General features: G+C 62.0%; 22 protein-coding genes. 10 read left to right on the top strand and 12 right to left on the bottom strand.

What is annotated here, in order from left to right:
• Positions 1 to 48: 48 nt before the first annotated feature.
• Genes RWZ58_RS00650 through RWZ58_RS00640 form a run of 3 tightly spaced genes read right to left on the bottom strand, consistent with a single transcriptional unit; the run spans position 49 to position 3,491 of the window.
• Complete coding sequence (locus RWZ58_RS00650; protein WP_314656751.1) at positions 49 to 1,251, bottom strand: P-loop NTPase; 1,203 nt, start codon at positions 1,249 to 1,251, stop codon at positions 49 to 51.
• Positions 1,241 to 2,170: a DUF1003 domain-containing protein gene (locus RWZ58_RS00645; protein ID WP_314656750.1), complete on the bottom strand. Its 930-nt coding sequence runs from the start codon at positions 2,168 to 2,170 to the stop codon at positions 1,241 to 1,243. The genes RWZ58_RS00650 and RWZ58_RS00645 overlap by 11 nt, the downstream gene beginning before the upstream one ends.
• Positions 2,163 to 3,491, bottom strand: a complete 1,329-nt coding sequence (locus RWZ58_RS00640; RefSeq protein ID WP_049346907.1) for a magnesium transporter MgtE N-terminal domain-containing protein — start codon at positions 3,489 to 3,491, stop codon at positions 2,163 to 2,165. The genes RWZ58_RS00645 and RWZ58_RS00640 overlap by 8 nt, the downstream gene beginning before the upstream one ends.
• Positions 3,492 to 3,621: 130 nt before the next feature.
• Here RWZ58_RS00640 and RWZ58_RS00635 point away from each other — a divergent pair, with 130 nt between their 5' ends.
• On the top strand, positions 3,622 to 4,599 hold the full coding sequence (locus RWZ58_RS00635) for a hypothetical protein (protein ID WP_314656748.1): 978 nt from the start codon (positions 3,622 to 3,624) through the stop codon (positions 4,597 to 4,599).
• A gap of 166 nt (positions 4,600 to 4,765) precedes the next feature.
• On the opposite strand, the gene RWZ58_RS00630 is transcribed toward RWZ58_RS00635, so the two are convergent.
• On the bottom strand, positions 4,766 to 6,295 hold the full coding sequence (locus RWZ58_RS00630) for an aminopeptidase P family protein (RefSeq protein WP_314656746.1): 1,530 nt from the start codon (positions 6,293 to 6,295) through the stop codon (positions 4,766 to 4,768).
• Between the two features lie 216 nt (positions 6,296 to 6,511).
• Between RWZ58_RS00630 and RWZ58_RS00625 the strand changes: the two genes are divergently transcribed.
• Both RWZ58_RS00625 and RWZ58_RS00620 read left to right on the top strand, forming a co-directional pair.
• Positions 6,512 to 7,480, top strand: coding sequence for a PHP domain-containing protein (locus RWZ58_RS00625; RefSeq protein ID WP_314656745.1), 969 nt, complete (start codon positions 6,512 to 6,514; stop codon positions 7,478 to 7,480).
• Positions 7,481 to 7,833: 353 nt separating this feature from the next.
• A complete protein-coding gene (locus RWZ58_RS00620) occupies positions 7,834 to 8,010 on the top strand; it encodes a hypothetical protein (RefSeq protein WP_294631947.1) in 177 nt (58 codons plus the stop codon).
• Between the two features lie 48 nt (positions 8,011 to 8,058).
• Here RWZ58_RS00620 and RWZ58_RS00615 read toward each other — a convergent pair whose 3' ends face one another.
• From RWZ58_RS00615 to RWZ58_RS00595, 5 genes are all read right to left on the bottom strand, one after another.
• Positions 8,059 to 8,886, bottom strand: a complete 828-nt coding sequence (locus RWZ58_RS00615; protein ID WP_314656744.1) for an S-layer homology domain-containing protein — start codon at positions 8,884 to 8,886, stop codon at positions 8,059 to 8,061.
• A gap of 204 nt (positions 8,887 to 9,090) precedes the next feature.
• Positions 9,091 to 10,362: a site-specific DNA-methyltransferase gene (locus RWZ58_RS00610; protein ID WP_314656743.1), complete on the bottom strand. Its 1,272-nt coding sequence runs from the start codon at positions 10,360 to 10,362 to the stop codon at positions 9,091 to 9,093.
• A gap of 8 nt (positions 10,363 to 10,370) precedes the next feature.
• A complete protein-coding gene (locus RWZ58_RS00605) occupies positions 10,371 to 12,080 on the bottom strand; it encodes a DEAD/DEAH box helicase (RefSeq protein ID WP_314656741.1) in 1,710 nt (569 codons plus the stop codon).
• Between the two features lie 480 nt (positions 12,081 to 12,560).
• Positions 12,561 to 12,788, bottom strand: coding sequence for a DUF3107 domain-containing protein (locus tag RWZ58_RS00600; RefSeq protein ID WP_005505268.1), 228 nt, complete (start codon positions 12,786 to 12,788; stop codon positions 12,561 to 12,563).
• Positions 12,789 to 12,999: 211 nt separating this feature from the next.
• Positions 13,000 to 14,262 (bottom strand): glutamyl-tRNA reductase, encoded by a 1,263-nt coding sequence (locus tag RWZ58_RS00595; RefSeq protein WP_314656738.1) that lies wholly within the window; start codon positions 14,260 to 14,262, stop codon positions 13,000 to 13,002.
• 221 nt (positions 14,263 to 14,483) lie between these two features.
• Here RWZ58_RS00595 and hemE point away from each other — a divergent pair, with 221 nt between their 5' ends.
• From hemE to hemB, 7 genes are all read left to right on the top strand, one after another.
• A complete protein-coding gene (gene hemE / locus RWZ58_RS00590; RefSeq protein ID WP_314656736.1) occupies positions 14,484 to 15,665 on the top strand; it encodes a uroporphyrinogen decarboxylase in 1,182 nt (393 codons plus the stop codon).
• A 138-nt stretch (positions 15,666 to 15,803) separates the two neighbouring features.
• On the top strand, positions 15,804 to 17,354 hold the full coding sequence (gene hemG / locus RWZ58_RS00585; RefSeq protein ID WP_314656734.1) for a protoporphyrinogen oxidase: 1,551 nt from the start codon (positions 15,804 to 15,806) through the stop codon (positions 17,352 to 17,354).
• 134 nt (positions 17,355 to 17,488) lie between these two features.
• Positions 17,489 to 18,310 (top strand): hydrogen peroxide-dependent heme synthase, encoded by an 822-nt coding sequence (gene hemQ, locus RWZ58_RS00580; protein WP_314656732.1) that lies wholly within the window; start codon positions 17,489 to 17,491, stop codon positions 18,308 to 18,310.
• Entirely contained in the window at positions 18,307 to 19,746 is a 1,440-nt protein-coding gene (locus RWZ58_RS00575; RefSeq protein WP_314656730.1) for a ferrochelatase, read from the top strand. The genes hemQ and RWZ58_RS00575 overlap by 4 nt, the downstream gene beginning before the upstream one ends.
• Before the next feature lie 168 nt (positions 19,747 to 19,914).
• A complete protein-coding gene (locus RWZ58_RS00570) occupies positions 19,915 to 21,051 on the top strand; it encodes a hydroxymethylbilane synthase (RefSeq protein WP_314656727.1) in 1,137 nt (378 codons plus the stop codon).
• A gap of 5 nt (positions 21,052 to 21,056) precedes the next feature.
• Entirely contained in the window at positions 21,057 to 21,986 is a 930-nt protein-coding gene (locus RWZ58_RS00565; protein WP_314390318.1) for a uroporphyrinogen-III synthase, read from the top strand.
• 35 nt (positions 21,987 to 22,021) lie between these two features.
• Positions 22,022 to 23,023, top strand: coding sequence for a porphobilinogen synthase (gene hemB, locus RWZ58_RS00560; RefSeq protein WP_314390316.1), 1,002 nt, complete (start codon positions 22,022 to 22,024; stop codon positions 23,021 to 23,023).
• 91 nt (positions 23,024 to 23,114) lie between these two features.
• Here the strand turns inward: hemB and RWZ58_RS00555 are convergent, their stop codons facing one another.
• The 3 genes from RWZ58_RS00555 to RWZ58_RS00545 form a co-directional block, all read right to left on the bottom strand.
• Positions 23,115 to 24,200, bottom strand: coding sequence for a transcriptional regulator (locus tag RWZ58_RS00555; RefSeq protein ID WP_314656725.1), 1,086 nt, complete (start codon positions 24,198 to 24,200; stop codon positions 23,115 to 23,117).
• Positions 24,201 to 24,354: 154 nt separating this feature from the next.
• On the bottom strand, positions 24,355 to 25,548 hold the full coding sequence (locus RWZ58_RS00550) for a carboxylate transporter (protein WP_314656723.1): 1,194 nt from the start codon (positions 25,546 to 25,548) through the stop codon (positions 24,355 to 24,357).
• Positions 25,549 to 25,689: 141 nt separating this feature from the next.
• Positions 25,690 to 26,871 (bottom strand): sugar dehydrogenase, encoded by a 1,182-nt coding sequence (locus RWZ58_RS00545; RefSeq protein WP_314656721.1) that lies wholly within the window; start codon positions 26,869 to 26,871, stop codon positions 25,690 to 25,692.
• Positions 26,872 to 26,875 lie beyond the last annotated feature (4 nt).

Genomic DNA, 26,875 nt, shown 5'->3' with positions numbered 1-26,875 from the left:
CGGTGATGGTGCGGGGTTCTTTCTGTATCAGCTTATAGAGGCTCAAACCTAGACGAAGAGCGGCAGGCTCTGACCCGCCCTCGACTCGCCGGACTGCAGCAGCTGCGAGGCGATGGACTGAATCTCTTCAGCCGTGGGGGAGTTGGGGTGACCCCAGACGACGGGCATGCCATCGTCGCCGCCGGTACGCAGGTTCACATCCAGCGGGACCGAACCGAGCAGCGGTACCGGGTAGGAGAGCGCCTCCGAAAGACGCTCAGCGAGCACCTGACCGCCGCCAGAACCGAACATGTCGAGCACGGTGCCGTCCGGCAGGGTCATTGCCGCCATGTTCTCGACCACGCCCACGACCTCCTGACCGGTCTGCAGGCTCAGGGTGCCGGCGCGTTCCGCCACATCCACGGCGGCGTGCTGCGGGGTGGAAATGAGCACCAGCTCCGCATTCGGCAACAGCTGAGCCATGGATATAGCAATATCGCCGGTACCCGGAGGCAAATCGAGCAGCAACACATCCAGGGCGCCGAAGTGCACGTCCATGATGAACTGCTCCAGGGCGCGGTGCAGCATGGGGCCGCGCCAGGCGACCGGCTCGTTGCCCTTGAGGAACATGCCGATAGAAATCACGCGAATAAAGCCGCCGCTGACCTTCTGCTCACCCCAACGCTGGGCGGGGGCTGGCACGTCCACGGTCGGCGGAAGAATTAGGTCATCTAGGCGGGTTGGGGCATCGGTAATACCGAGCAAACCGGGGATGGAGAAGCCGTGCACATCCGCGTCAATAATGCCCACCGCAAGCCCGCGCGAGGCGAACGCTGCGGCAAGGTTCGCGGTCATGGAGGACTTACCCACGCCGCCCTTACCGGACACCACACCGAACACGCGGGTCAACGAACCGGGGGCGGTGAACGGGTTAGAACGCTCCGGCTTGAGCATCGAACGCAGGGCGGAACGCTGCTGCGGGTTCATCGCACCCACCTGCAGCTGCACGCGCTCAATACCCTCAAGGGTGGCGGCGGCGTCACGAACCTGCTGTTCGATGGTGTTCTTCAGCGGGCAACCCTCAATGGTGAGCAGAACCGTGACCTCAGCCCAGTGACGGCCGGGAATCGGCTCACCGCGCTCATCCAGTTCAGGATGCACGAGCGCAGTCTCCACCATGCCCAGTTCCGTAATGGGGCGGCGCAGTTCGGGATCCTCGACGCGGGCGAGTGCCGCGTAGAGCGCATCCTGCAGGGGCGAATTAGCGGTCACGGGCGCCTCCCTCACGGGTGCGCTCTGCCTGCTGCTGTGCCTGCTGAGATTCGCGGCTCTGAGGCTGGCTCAAATCGCCGCGGTGGGAATCCTGCGCGGAGTCCTTCACAGGGCGTTCAGCCTTGTCAGAAGACTTCTCGGTACCGTTCTCGGCGCCCGCAGACTCCTTCTTTTCAGGATTCTTCTCGGAGCCCTGCTCCTCAGCGTCCTTCTCTTCACCCTCGGAGATATCGATATCGTCGATTGCCTCCTCCAGGTCCTCAATGTCCTCACTGATGTCCTGCAGCTGCTCGGCGTGACGCTCCTGCTCCTGCGCAATGTTCTGCAGTTCTTCAAGAATGTCGCGCAGCTCGCTACGGACGAAGTCACGGGTCGCAACCTCACGCAGAGCAATACGCAGCGAAGCGATCTCGCGGGTCAGGTACTGGGTCTCCTCCAGGTTCTGCTGATCACGCTTACGGTCCTCGGATGCAACCACGCGGTCGCGGTCATCCTGACGGTTCTGCGCCAACAGCAGCAGGGGAGCAGCGTAAGAAGCCTGCAGCGACAGCATCAGGGTCAGCAGGGTGAAGTTCAGGCTACGCGGGTCGAACTGCATCTCCTCCGGCGCTAGGGAGTTCCAGGCAAGCCACACGCCACAGAAAATGGTCATCCACATCAAAAACTGCGGGGTACCCATGTAGCGTGCGAAGCCCTCGGTCATGCGGCCGAAAGCGTCCGGGTTGGGGCTTGCGAACAGCTTCGGCTTGCGGGTGCCGGGGGTGCTCAGCTGCGAGTCGCTACGCTGCGGGCGGGAGTCGCCGCGCTCGCGGTTGCGTTCAGCGTACTTCTTCTCCAGACGGTCCTTGAGGATGCGCGCCTTATCGATGCGGGGGTTCTCTTCGGTACGGTTTGCGTCGCGGCGGTTCGATTCAGGCAAAGCGTCGTCCTACCTTTCGTACGGGAGTTCCATCATCGTAAGTGCGCCAGTCTTCGGGCAGGAGCGCATCGAGCACGTCGTCGATGGTCACTGCGCCTACCAGGCGGTGCGATTCGTTCACAATGGGAACGATGGTCAGGTCATAGGTTGCCAGCACGCGTGCCAGCTCTTCCAAACTAGCCTGGTCAGAGACCGGCTCAGTGTCGGTATCGAGGATGTGACCAATCGGCTCGCTCGGCGGCACACGCAGCAGCTTCTGCATGTGCACCAGGCCCAGGTACTTGCCGGTCGGGGTTTCCAGGGGCGGGCGGGTCACCATGACGGCAGCCGCCATCGCCGGAGGAATCTCCTCGGCGCGGATGTGCGCGAGCGCCTCCGCGACGGTCGCCTCGGGGGAGAGGATAATCGGCACGGGGTTCATGAGCGAACCGGCGGTACCTTCGTCGTATTCGAGCAGTCGACGCACGTCGTCTGCTTCGTCGGGTTCCATGAGTTCGAGTAGCTTTTCACGCTGGGCGTCGTCCAGCTCGATGAGGAGGTCGGCTGCGTCGTCCGGTTCCATCTCTTCGAGGACCTGCGCGGCACGCTCGTCGTCCAGGTGCGAAAGAATCTGCACCTGGTCCTCTGCGGGCAGCTCCTGTAGAACGTCCGCGAGGCGCTCATCCTGCAGTTCGGCGGCGATTTCGACCATGCGCTTATCGCTCATCTCGTGGATAGCGTCTGCAAGGTCGGCGGGCTTGGAGTTCTCGTGGTTCGCCACGAACGCGGTTGCCGCCTGCGGTTCCACGTCGGTGGAGAGCAGAGCCTCGTCCCAGTCGACGATGAGGGTCTCCTTGGAACGGCGGCGCCACGTGCTGGAGCCGGAGCTGACGCGGGAGACGAACAGCTCGGTCACGCCCCAGTCGCCGTTGCGGCGCTGCTCAATCGCGACGTCCTCGATAACGGCGTCGCCGCTTCCGTCGAGCAGGCGCACGCGGCGGTCGAAAAGCTCACCGACGATGAGGGTCTCAGAGTTGCGCTGCTCGAAGCGGCGCAGGTTCACCAGGCCAGTCGAAATAATCTGTGAAGCGTCGATACTTCGCACACGGGTCATGGGCATGAACACGCGCTTCTTGCCGAGCACCTCAACGATGATGCCGACAACAATAGGTTCGGTGCCCTTGGCAGGGCGGGCGCCCGCAATGGACGCGCCCAGGCCACGTTTGAGCACGACGACGTCTCGGAGACGGCCGAGGCGGTCACCGAAGGGGTCAAAAACGTCGAGGCCCAAAAGGCGGGCAATGTAAATCTTGCTGGGGGTGCTGAACTTCGAATTGCTCACCTCTCTAGGGTACGCTCCGCCGCGGGGATTCGCACTTTGAGGAGCTTATTTGAACAGGTGTTCGCTACGCCTGTAGAGGAGCTGACTACCCACCGGGTCCAGGGTTAGGGCGGGCGGTAGAATAGGAGCCATGACTTCTAACCTGCCGAATATTCCCTCGACCCCGCCTTCTTCATATCTTGCCTCTCGCCTGGCGCAGGCTCAGGGCAAGCCCCTGCCCGCCGGTGAGGCGGTCGCCTCCTTCGTTCGTCACGATGATGCGCTCGCCGCTTTTGACGTGCTCAGCGAGCAGGATTATCCGGTGACGGCGCTGTACCTGGTCAATGACGGTATCCGCCAGGTGGAGTACCCGGTACAGCCCGGTTACGGTCGTGCCCTGATTTCTGCGGCGATTCAGGGTGCGGTGATTGGCCTGGTGTTTTCGGTGCTGATGACCCTTGCCGGTGACTCTTTTATCTCTGAAGCACTCAAGTACATGCCGCTGTCGGTTGCCGTGTTTGTGCTTTGGCAGATGTACGTTCTGCGTCGCTCCCATGGGGGTCGCTACCCGATGCGTACCGAGGCGATTCCTTCGCGTACCGTGATGTACGCTCTGCCGGAGTACGCTCAGGATGCGCGCCGCGTGCTGGGTGCGCACCCTCGCTTCTCGGCGGCGGTTGCGGCTGCGCGTGCGGCGGCGGCCCCGGAGGCTTCGCAGGCGCGTGCCGCTCAGAGCACCGTCTCGATGAATGGCGCACCGGTTCCGACCGGCGCCCCGAAGGCACCCTCGTACCGTGCGCAGGCGGGTAGCCAGCCAGCGCCGAACCAGAACCTGCCCGAGCGTGATACTACTGCGCAGAACGCGATGGCTCAGAGCGCGGCGCAGAACATGCCCGCGCCGGTTACCCCCGCACCGCCTGCTCAGCCCACTCAGCCTTCCGAACAGGACCAGGCAAGTACTGACCAGGCAACCGCTCAGAAGTCAGATACGCAGAAGCGCCCGGCGCAGCGGTACGGTCTGCGCGTGGACGATCCGGAAGAATACGCGAAGCTGATTCAGCCCAAGCCGCAGCGTCCAACCCCGTGCCCGCAGGGCCTGCACGATAAGCCCTCGCAGGACTCCGAATAACCGAACCTGCAATGGCGGTAGCCACCCACAACGGCGGGAAACCGGCATAGAAGACAGCATCATAGAAGACAGCACTTAGAAGACACGAGAAAGCCCCTCACCGAACGAATCGGTGAGGGGCTTTCCCTATCAGACGTTACTAACGTAACGGGGGGGGGGCTAGGCGTTACTTCGCCAGCTTCGCCATCCACTCCTCAATGCCCTCAACGGTGCGCGGCAGTGCAGCGGAGAGGTTCACGTTGCCGTCCTCGGTGCAGAGCACGTCGTCCTCAAGGCGGATACCGATACCGCGGTACTCCTCGGGAACCGACAGGTCCTCGTCCTTGAAGTACAGGGCCGGCTCAATGGTGAAGACCATGCCCGGCTCCAGCTCAGCCCACATGTACAGCTCAGCCTTAGCCTGCGCGCAGTCGTGCACGTCCAGGCCCAGGTGGTGGCTGGTGCCGTGCGGCATCCAGCGGCGGTGCTGACCGCCCTCAACGGTGAGCGAAACATCAGCGGAAACAGGCAGCAGGCCCCACTCTTCCAGACGGTGCGCCAGAACGTTCATGGCAGCTTCGTGAATCTCGTAGAACTTGGTGCCCGGCTTAGCCACAGCGAATGCAGCGTCAGCGGCATCCAGCACAGCGTTGTAGACCTTCGCCTGAACCTCGGTGAACTTACCGTTCACGGGGAAGGTGCGGGTCACGTCAGCAGTGTACAGGGTGTCGTCCTCAACGCCTGCGTCCAGCAGCAGCAGCTTGCCGTCATCGACGGTGCCGTTGTTACGAATCCAGTGCAGGATAGTTGCGTTGTTACCGCACGCTGCGATGGTGTCGTAGCCCAGGTCGTTACCGTCGGTACGTGCCACGGAGAAGAACGCAGTCTCAACGACGCGCTCACCGCGGTGGTGCTCCTTAGCCTTCGGCAGTGCACGAATGACCTCTTCGAAGCCCTTGACGGTCATGTCAACGGAACGCTGCAGGTTCTCAACCTCGATAGCGTCCTTAATCAGGCGAGCCTCGGAGAGAGCCACAGCCAGTTCGGAGTCCAGCTTGTCAGCCTGCTCCAGCTCCACGCCGGTGTTATAACGGGAAGTGTCAACCAGCGCATCAACGGCCGGGTCAACGTTGCGGACCAGGCGGATATTCACGCCGCCCAGGCCCTGGTTGCCGGCGTTCTTGGTGATAGCAACCTCAAGCTCGGACAGGTCGCGGGTACGCAGACCGTAACGCTCGGAGAATTCCTTCAGGGTGGGGCGGGGGCCAACCCAGAACTCGCCGTAGCGTGCATCCGCGTAGAACTCTGCGGTGTCGCGGCCAGCCAGCGGACGGAAGTACAGGGTGACCTCGTGGTTGGAGCCGTTGTCGCCGGTACCCTCTTCGACGGGCTCAAAGATGAGCACGGCGTCAGGCTCGTGGTCGATGCCCAGACCGGTCTGGTGCGCAAACGCCGAGTGGGGGCGGAAGCGGTAGTCGCAGTCGTTGGAGCGGACCTTCAGCGGGCCTGCGGGCATGACGAGGCGCTCGCCGGGGAATGCCTTGGAGATCTTGGCGCGGCGCTCAGCTGCGTAGTCTGCTACGGGCTCGCGAGTGTAGCCGTCATCTTCGGCAGGTGCCCAGTTTGCGGCAATGAATTCGGTGAACGCAGACGCCTTAGGGGTGCTGCGGTGGTCAGTCTTCTGAGCTTCGGTGCTCTTCTCGTTGTTCTCAGTCATGGGTTAATCATATCGCCTTCACCACAGGTGGGCAGGTGTTTTAGCGCTTTTGACCATAAGAGAGGGTGCGGTGGGACAGAATATATCTTTGACCTGCGACCGGGTGCCTGATATTGCGCCGCCGATATTGGTAGGGTTGAATCAGAAGAGTAGATGACATGCCTTAAAACCCCGCTGAGGTAGCGACGAACTAGCAGGGGCGGGGAAGGAGAGAATATGACGCAGACAGAACACCGAAACAATGCACCTAATGCGCAGCAGGCACCGCAGCCCGCTGAATCGGGCGCGCCTGAACACCTGAACCGTGCCGGGCGTTACGATCTGCATATTCACTCCGCTATTTCTGACGGCACGCAGAGCCTGACCGAGCTGGTGCCGCTGATTGCTCGCGCCGGGTTGGCAGGGTTTGCGCTGACCGATCACGATACGACGGCTGGTTGGGCGCAGGCGGCTCAGCTGGCGGGTGAGTACGGTCTAGATTTTCTGCCGGGTGCCGAGTTCTCTTGCCGTTACCGGTACACCGACGGCGAGGGCCGCGCACGCACGAAGACTATTCATCTGCTCGCTTATGGTTTTGACCCGGTGGGTTCGGAGTTGGCGCGCCGTGTGGAGGCGATTCGCGCCAGCCGTGAGGGCCGTGCGCAGGCTATTGTGGGCCGTCTTGCCGCTGACTACCTGCTGACCTGGGATGACGTGTTGGCGCAGGTGGGGGAGGGGAACACGGCGGTGGGCCGCCCCCATATTGCGGATGCGCTGGTTGCTGCTGGTGTGGTTACTGATCGTTCTGAGGCTTTTGCGAAGCTGCTGTACACGGGCAGCCCCTACTATGTGCCGCAGGATGCGCTGGACCCGCTGGAGGCGGTGCGTCTGGTGCGTGAGGCTGGGGGCGTGCCGGTGATTGCGCATCCGATGAGTACGATGCGTGGCCCCGCCCTGAGCCTGGAGTACCTGGGTTTGATGGTGGATGCTGGCCTGGCAGGTGTGGAGGTGTATCACCGTGAGAACTCCCCGGAGGACCGGGCGCGTCTGCTGGAGTTTATTGAGCGTCAGCGCGCGGCGGGCCGTGAGGTGCTGGTGACGGGTTCGAGCGATTATCACGGTGCGGGTAAACCGAACCTGCTGGGTGAGAATACGACGGATGCGGCGACGGTGGAGCGTATCCGCGAGCAGCTGGCGGCCCAGTAGTAAGACCAAATAGTAAGGCGAAAGAGTGTGGGGCGGGTTCCCGGTAAAGGAACCCGCCCCACACTCTTTTATTTTGTTCTAAAGTGCCGTATAGCTATGTGGGTTGTATCGGTGAATCCTCCAGCTGGCATGACGCAGTCTCAGATAAAGCACATAACCACGAGGCAGCGAACTGGTATATCAGTTCGTGGGCTAGTGACTGCACCTTTACAGGAGTACGCTCAGACAACCCCTACGGACCAAGCCAAGAAGTACCCCTAGAAAGAATCCTTGCTTCACTGTGGGGCTTCTATCTTGAAGGTAGTGTTAGGCGTTTGAATATTATTGGAGCAAACGCATACGACCAATGCCACATGGACTACGAAGACAATAACAAACCTAAACCCAAGGCGCTGGAAGGTGCATGGAAGTTCTCTATTGAGAATCCCCTGAAACAAGCCTGCAAGATTGAAATTATTCAGTATGCCTATACATCTAATGAAACTGCAGAGAAGAAATTAAATCCAGAAGATTATCCACTCAAGAAATAAAAATTACTGAAGAATACCCCTCACCTGTCAACGGGTGAGGGGTAAATCCTATTTAAAATTAAAAGATTTATCTGCCAAACGAATCACTTCGATAGCCTGCTCATACGTAGCGTAAGTCAACCATTCAAATTTATCATTAGGTGATACGATACCGTACTGTCGATACGATACGTTCTCAATAGAATCTTTATTATTTGGATTCTGAAGACCATAGTATAGCCAGGTGTATGCTTTATGGAGCTCCGAATTATATGGCATATTCGGCCATTTTTCTTTCCAAGGAGTATATAGAAAATAGGCATTAGGATCGTCTACTTCTACCGTTACGTTTGGACTACCCGCCAATCGATACACCATCAAGGCAGTAGCAGCCTCACTAGCAGGGGTATCGTAATGGAAATTCCCATCACTCCAACCCCAGGTAATGCCCCGCTGACGAGCCCACATCACCACAGGAAAACGCGGATCATCAGTCTTGATATCACCATACGGAGACTGAGCCAGAAGATTCTTCACCTCAGGAGAACCTGACAGACGGTACAAATACTCCACAAACTGGCCGCGAGAAATAACACTATCTTTCTTGACCATTTGGTACTTCTGGCGCTCAGAAATCAGACCAACACATTGTGCCCAACTAAAGATAACGCGACGCCCCAACTCACCATCTTGCCGATAATACTCATACTCTGCGCGGTCGTTACAGGTCACTGCCGGTTCGTCCGGCTGCACAATAGGGGTCACCTCGTGAGGCTTCAAATGCCCGGTAGCATACGCCGGAACACTGCCGCACACCATGGCGCTAGCCAAGAGTACAGCGCCGCCAGTCTGGACGACCCGCTTCGTGGGGCGGGCGAATAATTGTCGAAGCATCATAGCTCCTTCATGAACAGAAGGGGGCACAATCTTTGTGCACCCTCATGAGTAGAACGTTCTCAGCGTATCAAAAATCCTAACCTTCAGGTAGAGATTTAGGGAATATGCAATGGGATGAAAACAAAAGAATGGGGCGGGTTCCCGGTAAAGGAACCCGCCCCACACTCTTAACGCGTGCTCTCACGAACGCGCAGACAAGACAGCCTAGACGCTCTCACGCGACGCATGATGCTGCAACACCGCACCCGCAGCCGCCGCATCCATCTGAGCAGCCGCACGCGCCGCACGAGCCTTAGCCCGCGCCTGATGCTGACGCTGACGACGCAACTCATCACGACCATCAATACGCATCTTCTTATCCACCGCATCCATCGACCAGTGACGCACAAACCGGCACGACGCACCCTCAACCGGCTGCGTAGTCTCCGTGAGCGTATCCAACACGGCCTTCAACGCATGACGGCTCGCCGCCGTCAACGCATCACGACTCGTACCGCCACGAACACCCACCGTACGCTTCGGCGTGAACAGCACACTCGCCCCACGCGGAACACCACGATACTCAGCGAACGACACCGGATCCACACCCAGGCGCTTAGCCATCACCTCAATAGCCGGCGGATTCTGATCCACACACACGAACTTACGACCCAGCTGAGCCGCCGCCGCACCCGTAGAACCAGAACCAGCGAAGAAATCCAACACCCAATCACCTGGGCGGGAACTCGCAGCAATCATACGACGCAACAAACCCGTAGGCTTCTGCGTGGGATACCCCGTCTTCTCCTTACCCGTAGGCGACACAATAGTATGCCACCACACATCCGTAGGGAGCTTACCGCGAGAAGCCTTCTCCTCAGTCACCAGACCGGGAGCCATATAGGGTTCACGATCAACCTCCGCAGTATTGAAGTAATAGCTGCGGTGATCCTTCGCGTACACCAAAATATTGTCGTGCTTCGTCGGCCAGCGGCGCGTAGACTTCGCACCGTAGTCGTAAGCCCAAATCAGCTCATTAATGAAGTTCTCACGACCAAAAATCATGTCGCACATAATCTTCACATAATGAACCTCACGCCAATCCAGGTGCAGGTATAGGGTGCCGTCCTGCGCAAGCAGACGATGCGCCTGCTCAATACGCGGCGCTAGGAACGCCCAATAATCCTCGAACGAGTCGTTATAGCTCGCCAGAGTCTGCAGGGTGCTCGAATAGCTCTTGCCCTTAAAACCGGTGCGGTCACCCTTCTCAGAAGCCTCCGCGCTCAACGTGCGGCGCGTCTGCTTCTTACCCGTATTGAACGGCGGGTCAATATAAATCACGGTGAACGCACCATCGGGCAGCTCACGCAGATACTCCAGGTTATCTGCCTGCACCAGCAGCGACGGGCCCTGCGGATCGAAAACAGTCGAATCCGTGCGGTTCGCCTCAGCGGCAGGGGAGGGCGCGGCAGGCGCCGGGGATACTGAAATACCCAACCCCGGCCCTAGCCTTCAGAACCAGCACGGTCAGCGCCACGGCCCTTACCGCGAGAACCTTCAGAACGAGAACCTTCAGCACGCGAGCCTTCAGGGCGGCGACGGGTACGGCGGCGGCCCTCACCCTCCACGGGCTGACCCTCAACACGGCGGGTACGGCGACGCTGACGAGGCGCACGCTCAGAACGCTCAGAAGAGCGTTCGGTACGCTCGGATGCGCCCTTCTCGGAACGCTCAGTGCGCTTGCGGCCCTCGGAACGGCTACGGCGCTCGCCGCGGCCCTCACCAGAACGACCCTCACGGCCACCGTCGCGACCGCCGCGGGAACGGCGCGAACCCTTCTCGCCGTCACGACCGCCAGAACGGCCACCATCGCGGCCACCGCGAGAACGAGCCGGACGGCCATCACGCGAGTCACGGGCGCTCTCAAAGAACTCGTCACCCATGCCCTCAGCCACACGCTCCTCGCGCGGCAGGCGGCCCTTAGTGCCAGCCGGAATGTTCAGGTCATGGAACAGATGCTCAGAGGAAGAGTACGTCTCAACCGGCTCAGGAACGCCCAGCTCCAGGGCATCGTTAATGACCTTCCAGCGCGGCAGGTCATCCCAGTCAACCAGGGTCACAGCGGTACCCTCATTGCCCGCACGGCCGGTACGGCCGGTACGGTGCAGGTAAGTCTTCTCATCCTCGGGCACGCGGTGGTTAATCACGTGGGTCACGTCTTCAACGTCAATACCGCGAGCCGCCACGTCGGTCGCAACCAGAATGTCGACCTTGCCGGCGCGGAACGCCTTCAGCGCCTGCTCACGCGCAACCTGGTTCAGGTCACCGTGCAGGGGAGCGGCAGCGAAGCCGCGGTTCACCAGCTCCTCCGCCACACGGGCAGCATCACGCTTGGTCTTGGTGAAGATGACGGTACGGCCGCGGCCGGTAGCGCGCAGAATGCGGCCAATCATCTCGTCCTTGTCCAGGTGGTGCGCACGGTAGACGACCTGGCGGATTGACGCCTTAGTCTTCGAGGCGTCCTCGGGGTCAGCGGCGCTAATGCGCATGGGCTTGGTCATGTACTGGCGTGCCATCGCAATGACCGGGCCGGGCATGGTTGCAGAGAACAGCATGCTCTGGCGGTCCTCCGGCAGATAGCTGAGGATCTTCTCAACCGACGGCTGGAAACCCAAGTCCAGCATCTCGTCAGCCTCATCGAGGACCACGATCTTAACCTGCTTCAGGTTCAGGAAGCCCTGCTGGTACAGGTCGATAATGCGGCCGGGGGTGCCCACCGCAACCTCCAGGCCGCGGCGCAGCAGCTCAGCCTGAGGCTCAATCGGCACACCACCGTACAGGGTGGCGACGCGGGCGTTGCGCAGCTTCGCAGCAATCGCCAGGTCCTCGCCCACCTGAATAGCAAGCTCACGGGTCGGAACCAGAATCAGCGCCTGAGGTGCGCCGGGGTACTCCAAATCAGCCCAACCCTCATCGTCGCGGCCGACCACACGCTGAATGGTAGGCAGACCGAAGCCGAGGGTCTTACCGGTACCGGTCTTCGCCTGACCAATGATGTCCTGGCCAGACAGAGCCACGGGAAGAGTCAGCTCCTGGATGGGGAAGGGGGAGGTAATGCCAACCGCCGCGAGGGCGTCGCTAATATCCTGGCAAACGCCGAAGTCGGCGAAGGACTTTGCAGTCTGAGTGGTTTCCTGCGTGTTCGTTTCAGTCACTGGACCGTATCTTTCTACCCCTGCTCGGGGTGTGTTTCTCCCCAAAACGGGGTGTACCAGCCAGCGCCTCAATGATGGAGGCGGTGACGGGCGGGCGTCGAAAGCCGGCCGCGGGAAATTCTTACACGGGAAATTCTTACCGAGACGCCGCCTGCACGCATGGTTATTACTCATGGTTCATTCATGATGAGAAGGCGGTGCAGCCTCGGGGTCTTGAAAGGGGTACGACCGGTCATTCACTTAACCCCTCAATATTAACCTGGATTTGCTTCCGGCGCACCCCCGACCGGTTGTGGTGTGCGCCCGTGATGGGCGATATACCGCCCCAAAACCGGGTGTCGCGAGGTTTTTGTGCGGGCGGTTTAAAACGCAAACCCCCGCATTCGGCACGGCGTAACCATGTGGCGCATAAAGCGCGGTTACGCATCGTGACGGATGCGGGGAAAGCTCAAGCTAAAGGGTAAACAGCTACCGAACTAATTAGGCGCCGATACCGAAACCAACGTGACGCTTAGCGTCGGAACCCAGCTCAACGTAGCCAATCTGAGCGCCAGAAATCAGGGTGGTGTTGCCCTTATCATCCATAATCTGCAGCAGCGAGCCATCCTCAATAGCCTTCGAGACCTTCTCCATGAGGATTTCCTTAGCCTCACTGGTCTCAACAACGATTTCACGAGCAATGTGGCGAATGCCAATCTTGATTTCCATGAGTCTCCTCGCAGAATAGTCCGGTGCAACCAAACGTGCGCCGGGTATGGGAACTATCTTATCTAGCATCTACTCTAGCGTGAATGCGCCCATCGGCACCGTGAACGGGCGGTACTTCGCCGGGGGCTAATAAAATACTCACCGCCGGATGCGCGAAAACCTACGTGAAAACCCGCGCGAAAACGCCGGGAAGAGCGGGGGAGAGGTGCTCTTAAGAGTCCTCCACCTGAATACCGTAGAGAGTCTCCAGCGCCTGCACGTAATCCTCCGTGCGGCCCTCCGCCGCAAGCTTCTTGGCACGCACCGTCGGGGTGTGCAGCAGGGACTTCACCATGCGGCGCATCGCCAGCTCAAACTGCTCCGTCGCCGCACCGCAACCAAACTGGCTGCGCACCTTCTCCAGCTCGGAATCCAGCACATCCATAGTGTGCGAGCGCAGCGCAACAATCGCGGAGTCAATCGTGCGGGAACGCTGACGGGACAGGAACGCCGCCAGCTCAGACTCCACGATGCGCCTAGCCGTCGCCACGGATTCCTCGGTTTCTTCGGGTGCGGCAAGGCGCACCGATTCGAGGGTAATCAGCTCAACGTTCGGCAGGTCAGCGACCGAGGGGTCAAAGTCACGCGAAAGCGCCAGGTCGAGGATTGTGTGGTGACCGCCCGGAATCTGCTCGGGAAGCAGTGGGTCGGATCCGCCGGAGCAACCAATAATGACGTCGGCAGAAGCCATGGCCTGCTCCATGCCGTCCACCGGCACCGCAGAAACCTCGCGCTTTGCCGCGAACTCGGCGGCACGACCAGAACGGGAATTGACCCAAATATCGGTGCAACCGCGCTCGCGCAGCGCCGCAATGGTCGCACCTGCGTAAGCACCCGTACCAAAAATCAGGGCGCGGCGGGTCGACCAATCCTTCTCGGCAACCTCATCCGCAAGATCCAGGGCAACAGACACAATCGAGCGGCCCTGGGCGCCAAGCGCCGTATGCTGACCCACCTGACGAGCCGTATGCGCCGCATGTTCAAACAGCTGAACCAGCTCACCGGGAAGGGGTACGCCGTCCTCTTGTGCCTTCGCCTGCGCGGCAGCTAGGGCGCGGCGCACCTGACCGGTGATTTCGCGCTCGCCGACCACGGCAGATTCCAGACCGGAGGCGACCGTCAGCAGGTGGCGTGCAGCCTCATCATCGGCGTACACGTCGAAGCTGGAATTGACCAGTTCTTGATCCAAGCCGGAGGTGCGCGCAATCGAATCAGCAATCAGCTCACGAACCATGTGTACATGGGCGGATACGTGTAGCTGAACATACATTTCAAGACGGTTACAGGTGGCAAGAACGACTGCACCCTTCACGCCCAGCTGGCGTGCCATATCGCCCGCCAGAACATCGGGTACGCCGGAGGCACCGGCGCTCAACGCAGCGACGGTGGTCAGATCAACGGTGTGGTGCGATGCCACAAATGCATAAGTACTCACTAGAGATTAATCATAACCACGCCGACTAAGCCCCTGTAAAGCTCACAGGACCTAAGTTCCATCATCGTAGGGGGCAAGAAAATCTGTACGGTGGGGGAGCGGGCACGAAGAGTAGGCGCAAACTAAGGTGTCCCTCACCGCTAAGAAAGCCATCATTAGGTAAGAGTCACCATGACATAGTGTCGCAAAAACGCCCACATAAACCTGTCACACTAGAGACTATGAGCGAAAACCAGCACACTACCCTCGCGTCGGCAGAAGGCGCCGCACAGGCACCCGCCCTGCCCGCACACCCCACCGACGCCCAGCGACCCCTGCTCACCGACGAACAGCTCGCGCACCTACCCGCCAACCACCCCCTGCGCGCAGGCACTACCGCCGACTCGCCCATGCTCCGCGCCCTCACCGGCCGCCCCTCCAGCCACCGACCCGTCTGGTTCATGCGCCAGGCAGGCCGCTCCCTACCCGAATACCGCCAGGTACGTGAAGGCATCCCCATGCTGGACGCATGCCTCACCCCCGAGCTCGCCGCAGAAATCACCGTGCAGCCCGTCCGCCGCCACAAGGTCGACGCCGGCATCTTCTTCTCCGACATCGTCATCCCCATGAAGCTCGCGGGCGTCAACGTCGACATCGTGCCCGGTAAGGGCCCCGTACTCGACCAGCCCGTACGCACCCTCGACGAGGTGCGCGCCCTGCCCGAACTCAAAGACAGCGACCTCGACCCCATCCGCGAAGCCGTCGCCGCAACCGTAGAAATGCTCGGCGACACCCCGCTCATCGGCTTCGCCGGTGCCCCCTTCACCGTCGCCGCCTACATGGTCGAAGGCGGCCCCTCCCGCGACCACCTGCGCCCGCGCACCATGATGCACGCCGACCCCGCCGCCTGGCACGAACTCGCCGAATGGGCAGCCCGCACCGCAGGCCAGTTCCTCCGCGCGCAGATCGAGGCTGGCGCATCCGCCGTGCAGCTCTTTGACTCCTGGGCAGGATCCCTCGGCGAGAGCGACTACCGCCGCTACGTGCAGGCACACTCCGCAACCGCCCTCGATATGGTGCGCGAATACGGCGTGCCGCGCATCCACTTCGGCACCGGCACCACCGCCCTGCTACCCGCCATGCACGAAGCCGGCGCAGACGTTATCGGTGTAGACTACCGCCTGCCGCTCTCGGCAGCGAACACCCTGCTCAACGGCGCCGTACCCCTGCAGGGCAACATCGACCCGGCACTGCTCGCCGCAGGCAACGAAAACCTCTACGCACACGTAGACGAAGTGCTCGCAGAAGGCAATGCCGCCCCCTCGCACGTGGTCAACCTCGGCCACGGCGTACCCCCGACCACCGACCCGCAGGTGCTCACTGACCTCGTGGCATATATCCACGAACGCACCGCGCAGGCATAGGATAAATAACGATAAATAGACGGCGCAGATGCCGGACACCCTCCGGCATCTGCACCGAACATCTGCACCCCGAACCAACCACCACACCCGTTACCGCAATGGGCAACTCCACTGCACGCAGACCAAAGGAGAACCACCATGGGCCACACCAACCAGGCACCGCACCGCACCGCACAGGTCAGTTCCTCCGCCGCGCCCCAGAACGCACGAGCTTTCACCCGCAACGAGAAAGCCCCCACCGCCATCGTCATCGGCGGCGGCCCCTCCGGCCTCATCTCCGCACGCCGCCTCGCCGCAGCCGGTATGCGCGTCACCCTGCTAGAACAGCGCCACCACCTTGGCGGTGCGGTTGGTGCCCACGAAGTTGGCGGCCTTCTGCTGGACTCCGGCGCAGAATCCTTCGCAACCCGCAGCCCCATTGTCAGCGACCTCGTCAAGGAACTCGGCCTGGGCGACCAGATCGTCACCCCCAACTCCTACGGCTCCTGGCTGTACCTGCCGCAGGGCGCCCGTCGCACCCCCAGCACCGGCATCATGGGCATCCCCGGCAATGTGAACGATAAGTCGCTGATCCCCGTCATCGGTAAGAACGGTCTGCGCCGCGCCCAGGTGGACAAGTTCCTGCCCGTCTCCGCAGGCGAGAACGCGAAGACCCTCGGTGAGCTCGTGCGCATCCGCATGGGCCAGCAAGTGCTCGACAACCTCGTCGCACCCGTAGTCTCCGGCGTGTACTCCACCCACCCCGACAAGCTCGACGTCGATGCGACCATCCCCGGTCTGCGCGAAGCCTTTCGCAAGCACCGCTCCCTCTCCGCCGCAGCGCACGCTTTCCGTTCGGCAGCCCCCGCAGGGTCACAGGTCGCCGGTATCGTGGGTGGCATGAACCAGCTGTCCGAACGTCTCGTCGAAGACCTGTACGCCGCTGGCGTTCGCATCGTCACCGGATTCGACGTCATCGCCGTTGACCGCGACGAATCCACCGGCCAGTGGTTCATCATCCAGCGCCACACCACCGACGGCGAAAACACCCCCCTCTACGCCGACTACCTGGTGCTCGCCACCGACGGCCCGACCGTGGCACGACTCATCGGACCGCACGTCTCCACCGCACTACCCGCCCTGGAACCCGGCCCTGAAGTCGCCCTCGTCACCCTCGTCGTTGATGCCCCCGCCCTGGACAAGCACCCCCGCGGTACCGGCCTGCTCGTCTCCGAAGAAGCCACCGCCGTACGCGCCAAGGCACTCACCCACGCCACCGCCAAATGGCAGTGGGTCGCAGAAGCCGCAGGCCCCGGACGCCACGTCGTGCGCCTCTCCTACGGCCGCGGCGGCGAAGACGCCCGCTTCTCAGAAGTGGCACTCGCCGACGAACAGCTCATCACCCTCGCCCTGCGCGACGCCACCCGCATGATGGATGTAGCCCTCACCCGCAGCAACCTCGTTGACGCGGACGTGGTGCGTTGGCGCGGCGTACTGCCCGCCTCCACCCCCGGCCACCGCGACCGAGTCAAGGAATTCCGTGAACGCGCCAGCGAACTCGGAACCCTCAGCACCGTCGGCTCCTGGGCGGCAGGCTCCGGCCTGGTCTTAACCGTCAAAGACACCTACGAGCAGATGGACCGCCTCATCTACCACGCGGCACAGGACTGGGAGGGCGTCACCGCACCCAAGGTCGCAGCCGCCAAGTAGACGGCGCAGCGGCGGCAGAAGCTCAGCCAATAACTCAGCTCAGCCAGTAACTAGACCAAAAAATTGAGAAAACGCGCAGCTACGGAAGCCGCGCCTCCAGCACAGCGAACCCTCGCTGAAGAAAGGAACACACAATGTCTCACGATCACGCAGCACACGGCCACGGCGGCGCACACGGCGCAGGTCAGGGCGGCTACACCCACGCAGGCCACGGCTACGGCGGCGCACCCAAGGGCTACGCAGTCCAGCACTCCGCAGCTGACGAGAACCGCCGCGGCCGCGAAGAAGGCGAAACCCTGCACTACGCCCTGTACACCGTGTTCGCACGCTCCGGCGCACGCCCCGCAGAGTCCAACACCGACGAGGCACGCGCCGAGTTCGAGAAGGTCGCAGAACAGCTCGCAGCAGACGGCGTGACCCTGCGCGGCATCTACGACGTCTCCGCAATGCGCGACAACGCAGACGTCATGATCTGGACCCACGGCGCAACCCCCGAAAAGCTGCAGTCAGCCGTCCGCAAGATCCGCCGCACCGCACTCTTCGCAGGCACCACCATCGTCTGGTCCACCATGGGCGTACACCGCGAAGCAGAATTCACCCGCAACCACGCACCCGCCTACGCACGCGGCAAGGCACCCGAAGCATGGGTCTGCGTCTACCCCTTCGTACGCTCCTACGACTGGTACTACATGAACCCCGAACGCCGCGCAGAAATGCTCAAGAACCACGGCATGAAGGCAATCGACTTCCCGCAGATTCTGGCAAACACCGTCGCAACCTTCGGCATGAACGACTACGAGTGGGTCCTCGCCCTCGAAGCACCCCAGCTCGTTGACCTCGTCGACATGATGCGCCACTTCCGCAACACCGAAGCACGCCTGCACGTGCGCGAAGAAACCCCCTTCTACACCGGCCGCCGCATCGGCGCAGACGAAGTAGCAGAGGTTCTGGCGTGAGCCATCAGCCGAACAACGGCGTAACCCTCAACGGCACGCTCCTGCCGGACAACGTGGTACCCAACCGCACCGACCCGGCGAACACCGCCTCCAACGGCCCCGCCGCGCTCAACGAGCAGACCCTCGGTGACTACCGAAGCGAACGCAGCATCACCCGTGAACGTGCCGAAGAGGCACGCCCCTACGACCTGGTGATTCTCTCCTCCTTCGGTGGCCCCGAGGGGCAGGAGGACGTCATCCCGTTCCTGCGCAACGTAACCGCTGGCCGCGGCATCCCGGATGAGCGCCTCGAAGAGGTCGCCACCCACTACCGCGCCAACGGCGGCATCTCGCCCATTAACGAGCAGAACCGTGCCCTGCTCGCCGCACTGCAGCAGGCGCTCGCCGAACGCGGCCCGCACATCCCGATCACCTGGGCAAACCGCAACTGGAAGCCCTACGTGAAGGACGTGCTCGCCGAAGCCTACGAGAACGGGCACCGCAACGTGCTCGTGCTGGCGACCAGCGCCTACCCCGGCTACTCGAGCTGCCGCCAGTACCGTGAGGACTACGGCATGGCGATTGAGCAGCTCGGCCTGGAAGGTCGCGTGCACGTGGGCAAGATCCGTCAGTTCTTTGACGTGCCCGGCTTCTCCCGCGCTTTCGCTGATGGGCTGAAGGATGGCCTCGCCACGGTGCGTGAGCAGCTCGCCGCACGCGATAGCGGTTCGCTGAACCCGCGCCTGCGGATTATGTTCTGCACCCACTCGGTGCCGACCTCCGCGGCGAATGAGGCAGGCCCGCGCGGCGTGAACTACGAGGGCGGCTCCGCCTACGTGGAGAAGCACCTGCAGGTCGCTCGCGCCGTGCTTTCGCTGGTTCACGATGAGGCCCCGCAGCTTCTGCAGAACGTCGAATGGGAGCTGGTGTACCAGTCCCGTTCCGGCCCGCCGTCCATGCCGTGGCTGGAACCGGACGTCAACGACGCCCTGGAGGCGCTGCCCACCCCCGCCAACCCGGCGGAGGATGGCGAAGCCCCCGTGGAAGGCGTCGTGCTGGTGCCTCTCGGCTTCGTCTCCGACCACATGGAAGTCAAGTGGGACCTGGACACCGAGGCGCTGGACACCTGCGAACGCCTGGGCGTGGTCGCCGTGCGCACCCCCACCCCCGGCACGCATCCGGCGTACGTGGAGTCGCTGCGCCGCCTCATTGAGGAGCGTGTGGAGAGCGGCGTTTCAGCCGACCTGCGCCCCGAACGTGAGAGCGTCCTCGCCCCGAGCGCGAGCGGCCAGTACGGCTGGTTCGACGAGTGCGAACCCGCCTGCTGCAAGCCCGGTCGTGGCGCGCCGAAGCCGGTCATCGCCGAGTACGCAGCCGGTGCTGATACCGCCGAGTCTGAGGAAGCTCCCGCCAGCCGCTCCGGTGGATGCGGTTCCGGCGGATGCTGCTCCCACTAACACCACCCCTGTAGCTCCGGCTCGCCCCAACACCCCCCTGACCGGGGTGTGCGGGCGGGTCGGAGCGCACGTGCGTCTACACGTTGCCCCTGACTGAAGCAACAGACAAACACACAACGCACAGACAACGCCTACGGGCTATCACACACATCACCGACAAGGAGAGATATGAGCCATCACGAGTACATCTTGGGCACCCGCGGGTCTGCCCTCGCCCTGACCCAAAGCCGTATCGCCGCCGAAACCGTCACCGCCCTCTACACCGAACACCAGGCACACCACGGTACCGCAGATGCCGCGGAGGTCGTGGACTTCACCCTGCGCACCGTCAAAACCGAAGGCGACGTGCTCACCGGACCCCTGGCAACCCTCGGCGGCACCGGCGTATTCGCTGCGGCACTGCGCCAGCGTCTGCTCGACGGCGAGAACGCCTCCGAAGAAAACCGCGTGGACATGGCAGTGCACTCCCTCAAGGACCTGCCCTCCGCGCCCTGCCCCGGCCTGGTCGTCGCCGCAACCCTCAAGCGTGAAGACCCCCGCGACGCCCTTGTGGCACGCGACGGCCTGACCGTCGACACCCTGCCCGAAGGCTCCCGCGTGGGTACCGGCTCGCCCCGCCGTGCCGCCCAGCTGCGTGCCCTGCGTCCCGACCTCGAAATCGTGGATATTCGCGGCAACGTGGGCACCCGCATTGGCCGTGTCAAGGGCCTGGAAGAGCACGCCGGTAAGCAGGTCGTGCTCCGCCAGAACACCGAAACCTCCGAACGCGCCGACCACGGCGTAGGTACCGAACGCAGCGGCGACTGCGACGCCGTGGTGCTCGCCGTCTCCGGTCTCAAGCGCCTGGGCAAGGAACACCTGATTACCGAGTACCTTGACCCCAGCCGCATGCTGCCCGCCCCCGGCCAGGGCGCGCTCGCCCTGGAAGTGCGCGAAAGCGAATTCGAGAACCCGGACCCCGCTGTGCTCTCCGACGCTGAGGTGGCACGCCCGGTCCGCGCCCTCGGCCGCGCCCTGCTCGCCGCAAACCACCACGAAACCCGCCTCGCCGTCAGCGCTGAGCGTGCCCTGCTGCGCCGCCTCGAAGCCGGATGCGCCGCCCCCATCGGCGCGTACGCGCAGGTGATTGAGGGCGACCTGGTGCTCAGCGTTGTGGTGGCGTCCCCGGACGGGTCGGACATGCTGCGCCACACCTCCGCAACCGCCGAACTGGATGTGCCCGGCGCCGAACGCCTGGGCGTGCGCGTGGCAGAAGACCTGCTGCAGATGGGCGCCGCCGCCCTTGCCGGTTTGGATCTGAAGTAGGCGTCATGTCTGCCGCTAGCCCGCAAGCTGAGTCCGTGCAATCTGAGTCCGCTGAGACTGAGCCCCCGGAAACTGACACCCCGCGCACGGTTCTGCTGACCCGCTCCGCCGCCCAGGGTGCCGCCTTTGCGCGCGCCCTCGCAGAGGAATGCGCACAGAATGGGTTGGGGGAGTGCCGGGTACTCTTCGCACCCCTACAGCAGGCACGCACCGTCGAGCCGAGCGAAGACCACGCCGCCGCGCTGGAGGCGCTCGCCTCCGGTCACTACGCGTGGGTGAGCTTCACGAGCGCCAACACGGTACGCGCCTGCGCCGAACTGTGGGGCGAGGACTTTGCCCGCGCCTGCGCGAGCGGGGGAGTGCGGGTTGCCTGCGTGGGTGCGGCAACCGCCCGTGCCGTGCATAGTCAGCTGGGGCTGGACACGGATTTTCAGCCGCAGGTGCAGAGTGCCGTGGGTATGCTCGCGGAGTTTGAGCGCCCCGCCCCCGTAGACCCCGCCCCCGTAGACCCCGCATCTGATGCCGCCGCAACTGAGCCCACCGCCGTGCTGGTTCTGGAAGGCTCCAACGCCCGCCCGACCCTGCGCGAAGGCCTCAAAAACCTGGGCTGGGATAGCCGCCGCTGCGTGCTCTACGACATGGTGCCCGCCGAGCAGGTGGCGCCCGGCGAGCTGAGCCTCAGCGCCGCCCGCGCGCTCGTGCAGGGGAATGCCGTAGATTCACCCGCGCCGGATGTGCTGGTGGTGACCGCCCCCTCCCGCCTGCACGCCCTGCTGGACGGCGCACCCGCGCTACCGCCCGAAGCCGTGCCGCCGGTGGTGGCGATTGGGGCGAGTACCGCCTCCGCATGCCGCGCCCTGAACCTGCGCTACGTGCAAGCCGATTCGCCGTCCCCGCAGGATTTGGCGCGCGCCGCTGCATCCCTCATCTACTAAGACCACATATTTTTATCGAGTTTTCAGGAGAGATCATGAACCTCACCCGCCGCCCGCGCCGCCTGCGCACCACCGCAGCCATGCGCTCCCTCGTCGCTGAGACCACCCTGCGCCCCGCGCAGCTGATTCAGGTGTTCTTCGTTCGCGACGGCATCGACGAGCCGCAGCCGATTCGTTCGATGCCCGGTCAGTTCCAGCACACCCTGGAGAGCATCATCCCCGCCGTGCGTGAGGCCTACGAGGCGGGCATCCGCTGCATTGACCTGTTCGGCATTCCTTGCGATGAGGATAAGGACGAGGTCGGCTCGACCGCGTGGGATCCGCAGGGCATCCTGAACCGTGCGATTGCGGTGTGCCGTGAGGAGTTCGGCGATGACCTGGTGGTCATGGCTGATACCTGCCTGGACGAGTTCACGAGCCACGGTCACTGCGGCGTGCTGGTTGATGACGGCCATGGCACGCTCGTGGTGGATAACGATCAGACTGTGGAACTGTACTGCAAGATGGCGGTTTCGCAGGCGCGTGCGGGTGCGCACACGGTGTCCCCGTCGGGCATGATGGACGGCCAGATCGCGGCGATGCGTGCCGCCCTGGACGAGGCCGGCTTTGAGGATGTGTCGATTCTGGCGTATTCGGCGAAGTACGCTTCTGCGTTCTTCGGCCCGTTCCGTGACGCGGTGGAGTCGACCTTCAAGGGCGACCGTAAGACCTACCAGCAGGACCCGGCCAACCGCCGCGAGTCGCTGCTGGAGGTGCGCGCTGACCTGGAGGAGGGCGCGGATATGGTGATGGTGAAGCCTGCCGGTAGCTACCTGGATATTGTGCGTGAGGTGGCGGAGTTTTCGCCGGTGCCGGTGGCGGCGTATCAGGTGTCGGGTGAGTACGCGATGATTGAGGCGGCTGCGGCGAACGGCTGGATTGACCGTAAGGCTGTGGTGTTGGAGTCGCTGCGTTCAATTCACCGCGCCGGTGCGGACGTCATCCTGACCTATTACGGTACGGAGGCGGCAGGCTGGCTCCGCGAGCTGGACGCCTAACCCCCTCCCTCTTTGAACGCTGAGAAGCCACATGTGTTTCGAAAAGCCACGTCTTTGGTGGCTTCTCGAAACACATGTGGCTTTTCGCCGTTTATGGTTGTTCTTCGCTGACGGGTTTGTACCCGAGGGAGGTGCACACAACGTTGCCGTTGGTGAAGTATTCCCCGAGTTTCTCACGGTCGGCGGGGGAGCGCAGGTCCGCCCAGCGTTCCTGCTCCAGGTAGAACGCAACCTGGGAGGTCAGGCAGACGACCCGCTCATCGTGCACCGCCACAATGTGCCTGCGCAGCCACGGCATGCGCTTGGCAAGGTTCGGCGGAATCTTGGACGGCACCTTGATTTCTATCTGCCATTGCGAGGGCTCGTAGAAGGTCGGCTTGATTTGTTCGGGGTTCTTCGGGAAGACGCAGAACTCCTCAATATCGGGGTAACTGTACTTCTTCGCGGGGAGGAAAAGCCGCCCGACGTAGAACGAATCGGGGTTGAACAGCAGGTACCGCCTCATATAAACCCACCGAGTTACTACAGTTACGGTGGTAACAATTGCCAGCGTTATGGAAGCTCCACCAATGGGCATTGGCTGAACACCTAGAACTGTCCAACCGACAAGCGAATAGAAGAAGACGATGAGAGCCACAACCAACACAAAGTGGGTTTCAACGTAGAAATCATTCTTTGCCCGAACCGGTTTAGCTTGAGGATGAGCCCCATTCGGCACAGCAAAAAGGTTGAGACGCATCAATGCTGCGCTATAGATTTGAGGCAACCCGGCTGTCGTGTCATCCGTATCGATGCTTCGGGCTTTGCGCCAGGTGCGGCGACCCGAACGTGCACCCACGAACACCATGTAGAACGGCAACAACAGAGCCGGTAGCAGAATGCCATTATGGGCAATATCTGTGTACAGACGAAAGATGGACCGTGCGACAAGGCATGCCCACACATACATGAGCACGTGGAACCAAGCCTCAATCGAGGAGATACCGTAGACGCTATCGATTTCTTTGCGGGCACGGGTGAGGTTAGAGCGCAGTTTATGTTTTGGCAGCGGGTTACCCTCCAGGGAGCGACGTTCGGCATACCTCATCGCCTTGTTGACGGGAGAGCCGTAACGGGCGATGTAGAGCTCTTTTGCTTTCTCCGTGGTGATGGTTGCCGGATGGGTGATAGCGGGCACTACGCATAACCCTATGTAAACGATAAAGGCGATGAGCCATATGTAGCGTACCGGCTCTAGGGGTATCCCCAAAGCGCTTAGCTCCATGAGTTGTCCTCTCTACGGGGTTGTCGGTGATGATGATCGGTGATGATGTGTGGCTTCTCGCTGGGCACTAATTCACTGCGCGGAAGGATGCGATACGCGCCGCCTTCTTCGTCAGCTCGTTTGTCGGTTTGTAGCCCAACGTGAGGCAGATGGCGCGCCCCTCCACAAAATACAGGGGCAGCCTCTCGCGGTCTGCCGGGGAGTCCACATCTGCCCAGCGTTCCTGCTCCAGCTTGAACGCAATATGTGCCACCAAACAATCGATGCGGTAATCCCCGAACCCAAAAGTCTGCTGGGAACCATTGGAGAAGGTGACGGCAAGACGCCAATCACTGGGCATCTGCTGATCAGGGTCTATATCCTCGGGATCGCCCGTGTACCACGGGTAAACCTTGAACCGCTCAATATCGGAGTACCGGTAGACCTTGGGCGAACGGAAAAACCGCCCACGCTTCACCACGGTCGGCGTGAACTGGTAGTACGAACGCACAGTACACCACAGGTACGGAATGGCCAGCACGTAGACAACAAGAAACGCTATTGAGGTCTTACCGATGTAGGTGGGTACATACTCGAGCAGCTCGGTGTTCGCGAGCGAATGAAGGTAGCAGAGCAGGAAGAAACCACCGACAGGAACCGCCACAAAGAGGAAGATTCCCTGCCCCTTCCAATCAACTTGAATGGGCTCACTACTGGGCATGGCGACCGTGCCGCGGAACGGGGCACTGAGCCGACCCAGCGTCCTGGTGTAAATAGCGGGCATGCCCAGGTGACGTTCGTTAGGGCTGAAACCGCGTGCGACGCGCCAGCCGCGGCGACCCCAGCGCGCCGCCCAATACACCATGAGGAACGGCAGAAGCAGCCCCGGAATCAGGATCCCGTCGTACGCCATATCCCAGTACAGAACGAACGTCGAATAGACGATGACACACGCCCAGCCGTACACGAGGATATGCCCGAAATCCATAATGATGTTCGAGCCCTTAATGCTTTCCAGCTGGGCGTCAGCCCTGCGGAATGCCGCTTCTTCCTGCTCGGAGGTGAGGTAAGTGCCAGCATCCGCGAGCTCTGTAATTGCCTCCTTCACATCCTCGACGGGGGAACCCATCACCGAGGTGTAGACTTCGCGCGCTCGCGAGGCGCCAATGAGCGTCGGGTAGGCGACCTCCACCAGCAGGCAGCACGCCAGGTAGATGAAGAACGCCACCAGCCATACGTTGCGCACCTGCTCCATGGGCAGGCCCAGGGCTGCAAGGTCCATGAGTTGTCCTCTCTACGGGTATCGGTGATGGTGTGTCTACGGTGCTGAGAAGCCACATGTGTTTCGAAAAGCCACGTCTTTGGTGGCTTCTCGAAACACATGTGGCTTCTCGCGGTATAAGAGCGGCTAAGAGCAGCCCGCCTACTTGTACTGCGCCTTCTGGAAGGATGCGCGGCGTGCCGCCTCCTCCGCATGCTTACCGGCAGGCTTGTACCCCATGGTCGTGCAGATGACGCGGCCGTCCACGAAGTACTTCGCCAACATTTCACGGTCCGCCGGCGAATCCAGCTGCGCCCAGCGTCCCTGCTCAATATTGAACGCAATCTGCGCCACCAAACAATCAATCTGGTGATCATTCAGCGAATAGTCGTGCTTGCGGCCGCCAGGAAGCAGAATCTCCAGCGTCCACTGGCTCGCGTCCTTCGGGTTCAGCTTGATAGCGTCCGGGTTCTTCGGGTACACACGGAATGCGCGAACCTCAGAGTAGGGGCGGGACTTCGCCGGAAGGAGCAGACGTCCAGCCTGGAACGAATCCGGGTTGTACAGCACGTAATCGCGGCTACGCATCAGCAATATGATGATCAGCAGAACGCCCGCCGCAAGCAAGAACCAGGATGCGTGACCGATATAGATCGCTTCCCAATCCTCGTCAATGCTCCAGCCCGCCAACGAAACCAGGAAGACCGAGGCGAGCAGGAACGCAATACCGCCGAGGATCCAGTAGGCGGTGCGGTCGTCACGGATCGGCTCTACACCCGGCACCGTGCCGCGCACACGGAACGGTGCGCTCAGCTTACCCAGCGTCGCCGAGTAGATGCGCGGCATGCCCAGCACACGGTCGTCCTTGCTGTATCCGCGAACTGCACGCCACTGACGGCGGCCAATACGCGCACCCAGGTACACCATGAGGAACGGCAGAATCAGCGCCGGTAGTACAACACCGTCGTACACGATATCCCAGTACAGGGTGAAGATAGAGACCGCCACAATCCAGCCCCACAGGTACATGACCACGTGGAACCAGCCGCTAAACACGCCGGCGCCCTCAATAGAATCCAGCTTCTTCTTCGCCTTCTTCGTGGCGCTACCCTTGCGGGAGGAGCTCAGCGGCGCACCCATCGCGGTGCGTTCCGCGGTGGCGCGGCGCGCCTCATCAACGGGCGAGCCGGACACCTCAAGGTACAGTTCGGCTGCCTTCTCCTTCTTGATGGGCACCGGGTAGGCGATATCCACCAGCAGGCATAAGCCCAGGTACACCATGAAGGCGATCAGCCACACGTCGCGTAGCTGCTCCATGGGCAGTCCCAGAGCGCTCAGATCCATGAGC

The sequence above is a fragment of the uncultured Rothia sp. genome (assembly GCF_963544205.1).
Classification (GTDB): Bacteria; Actinomycetota; Actinomycetes; order Actinomycetales; family Micrococcaceae; genus Rothia.
The sequence above is the reverse complement of the archived record's forward strand: the minus strand, read 5'-3'. Positions and strand labels throughout refer to the sequence as shown.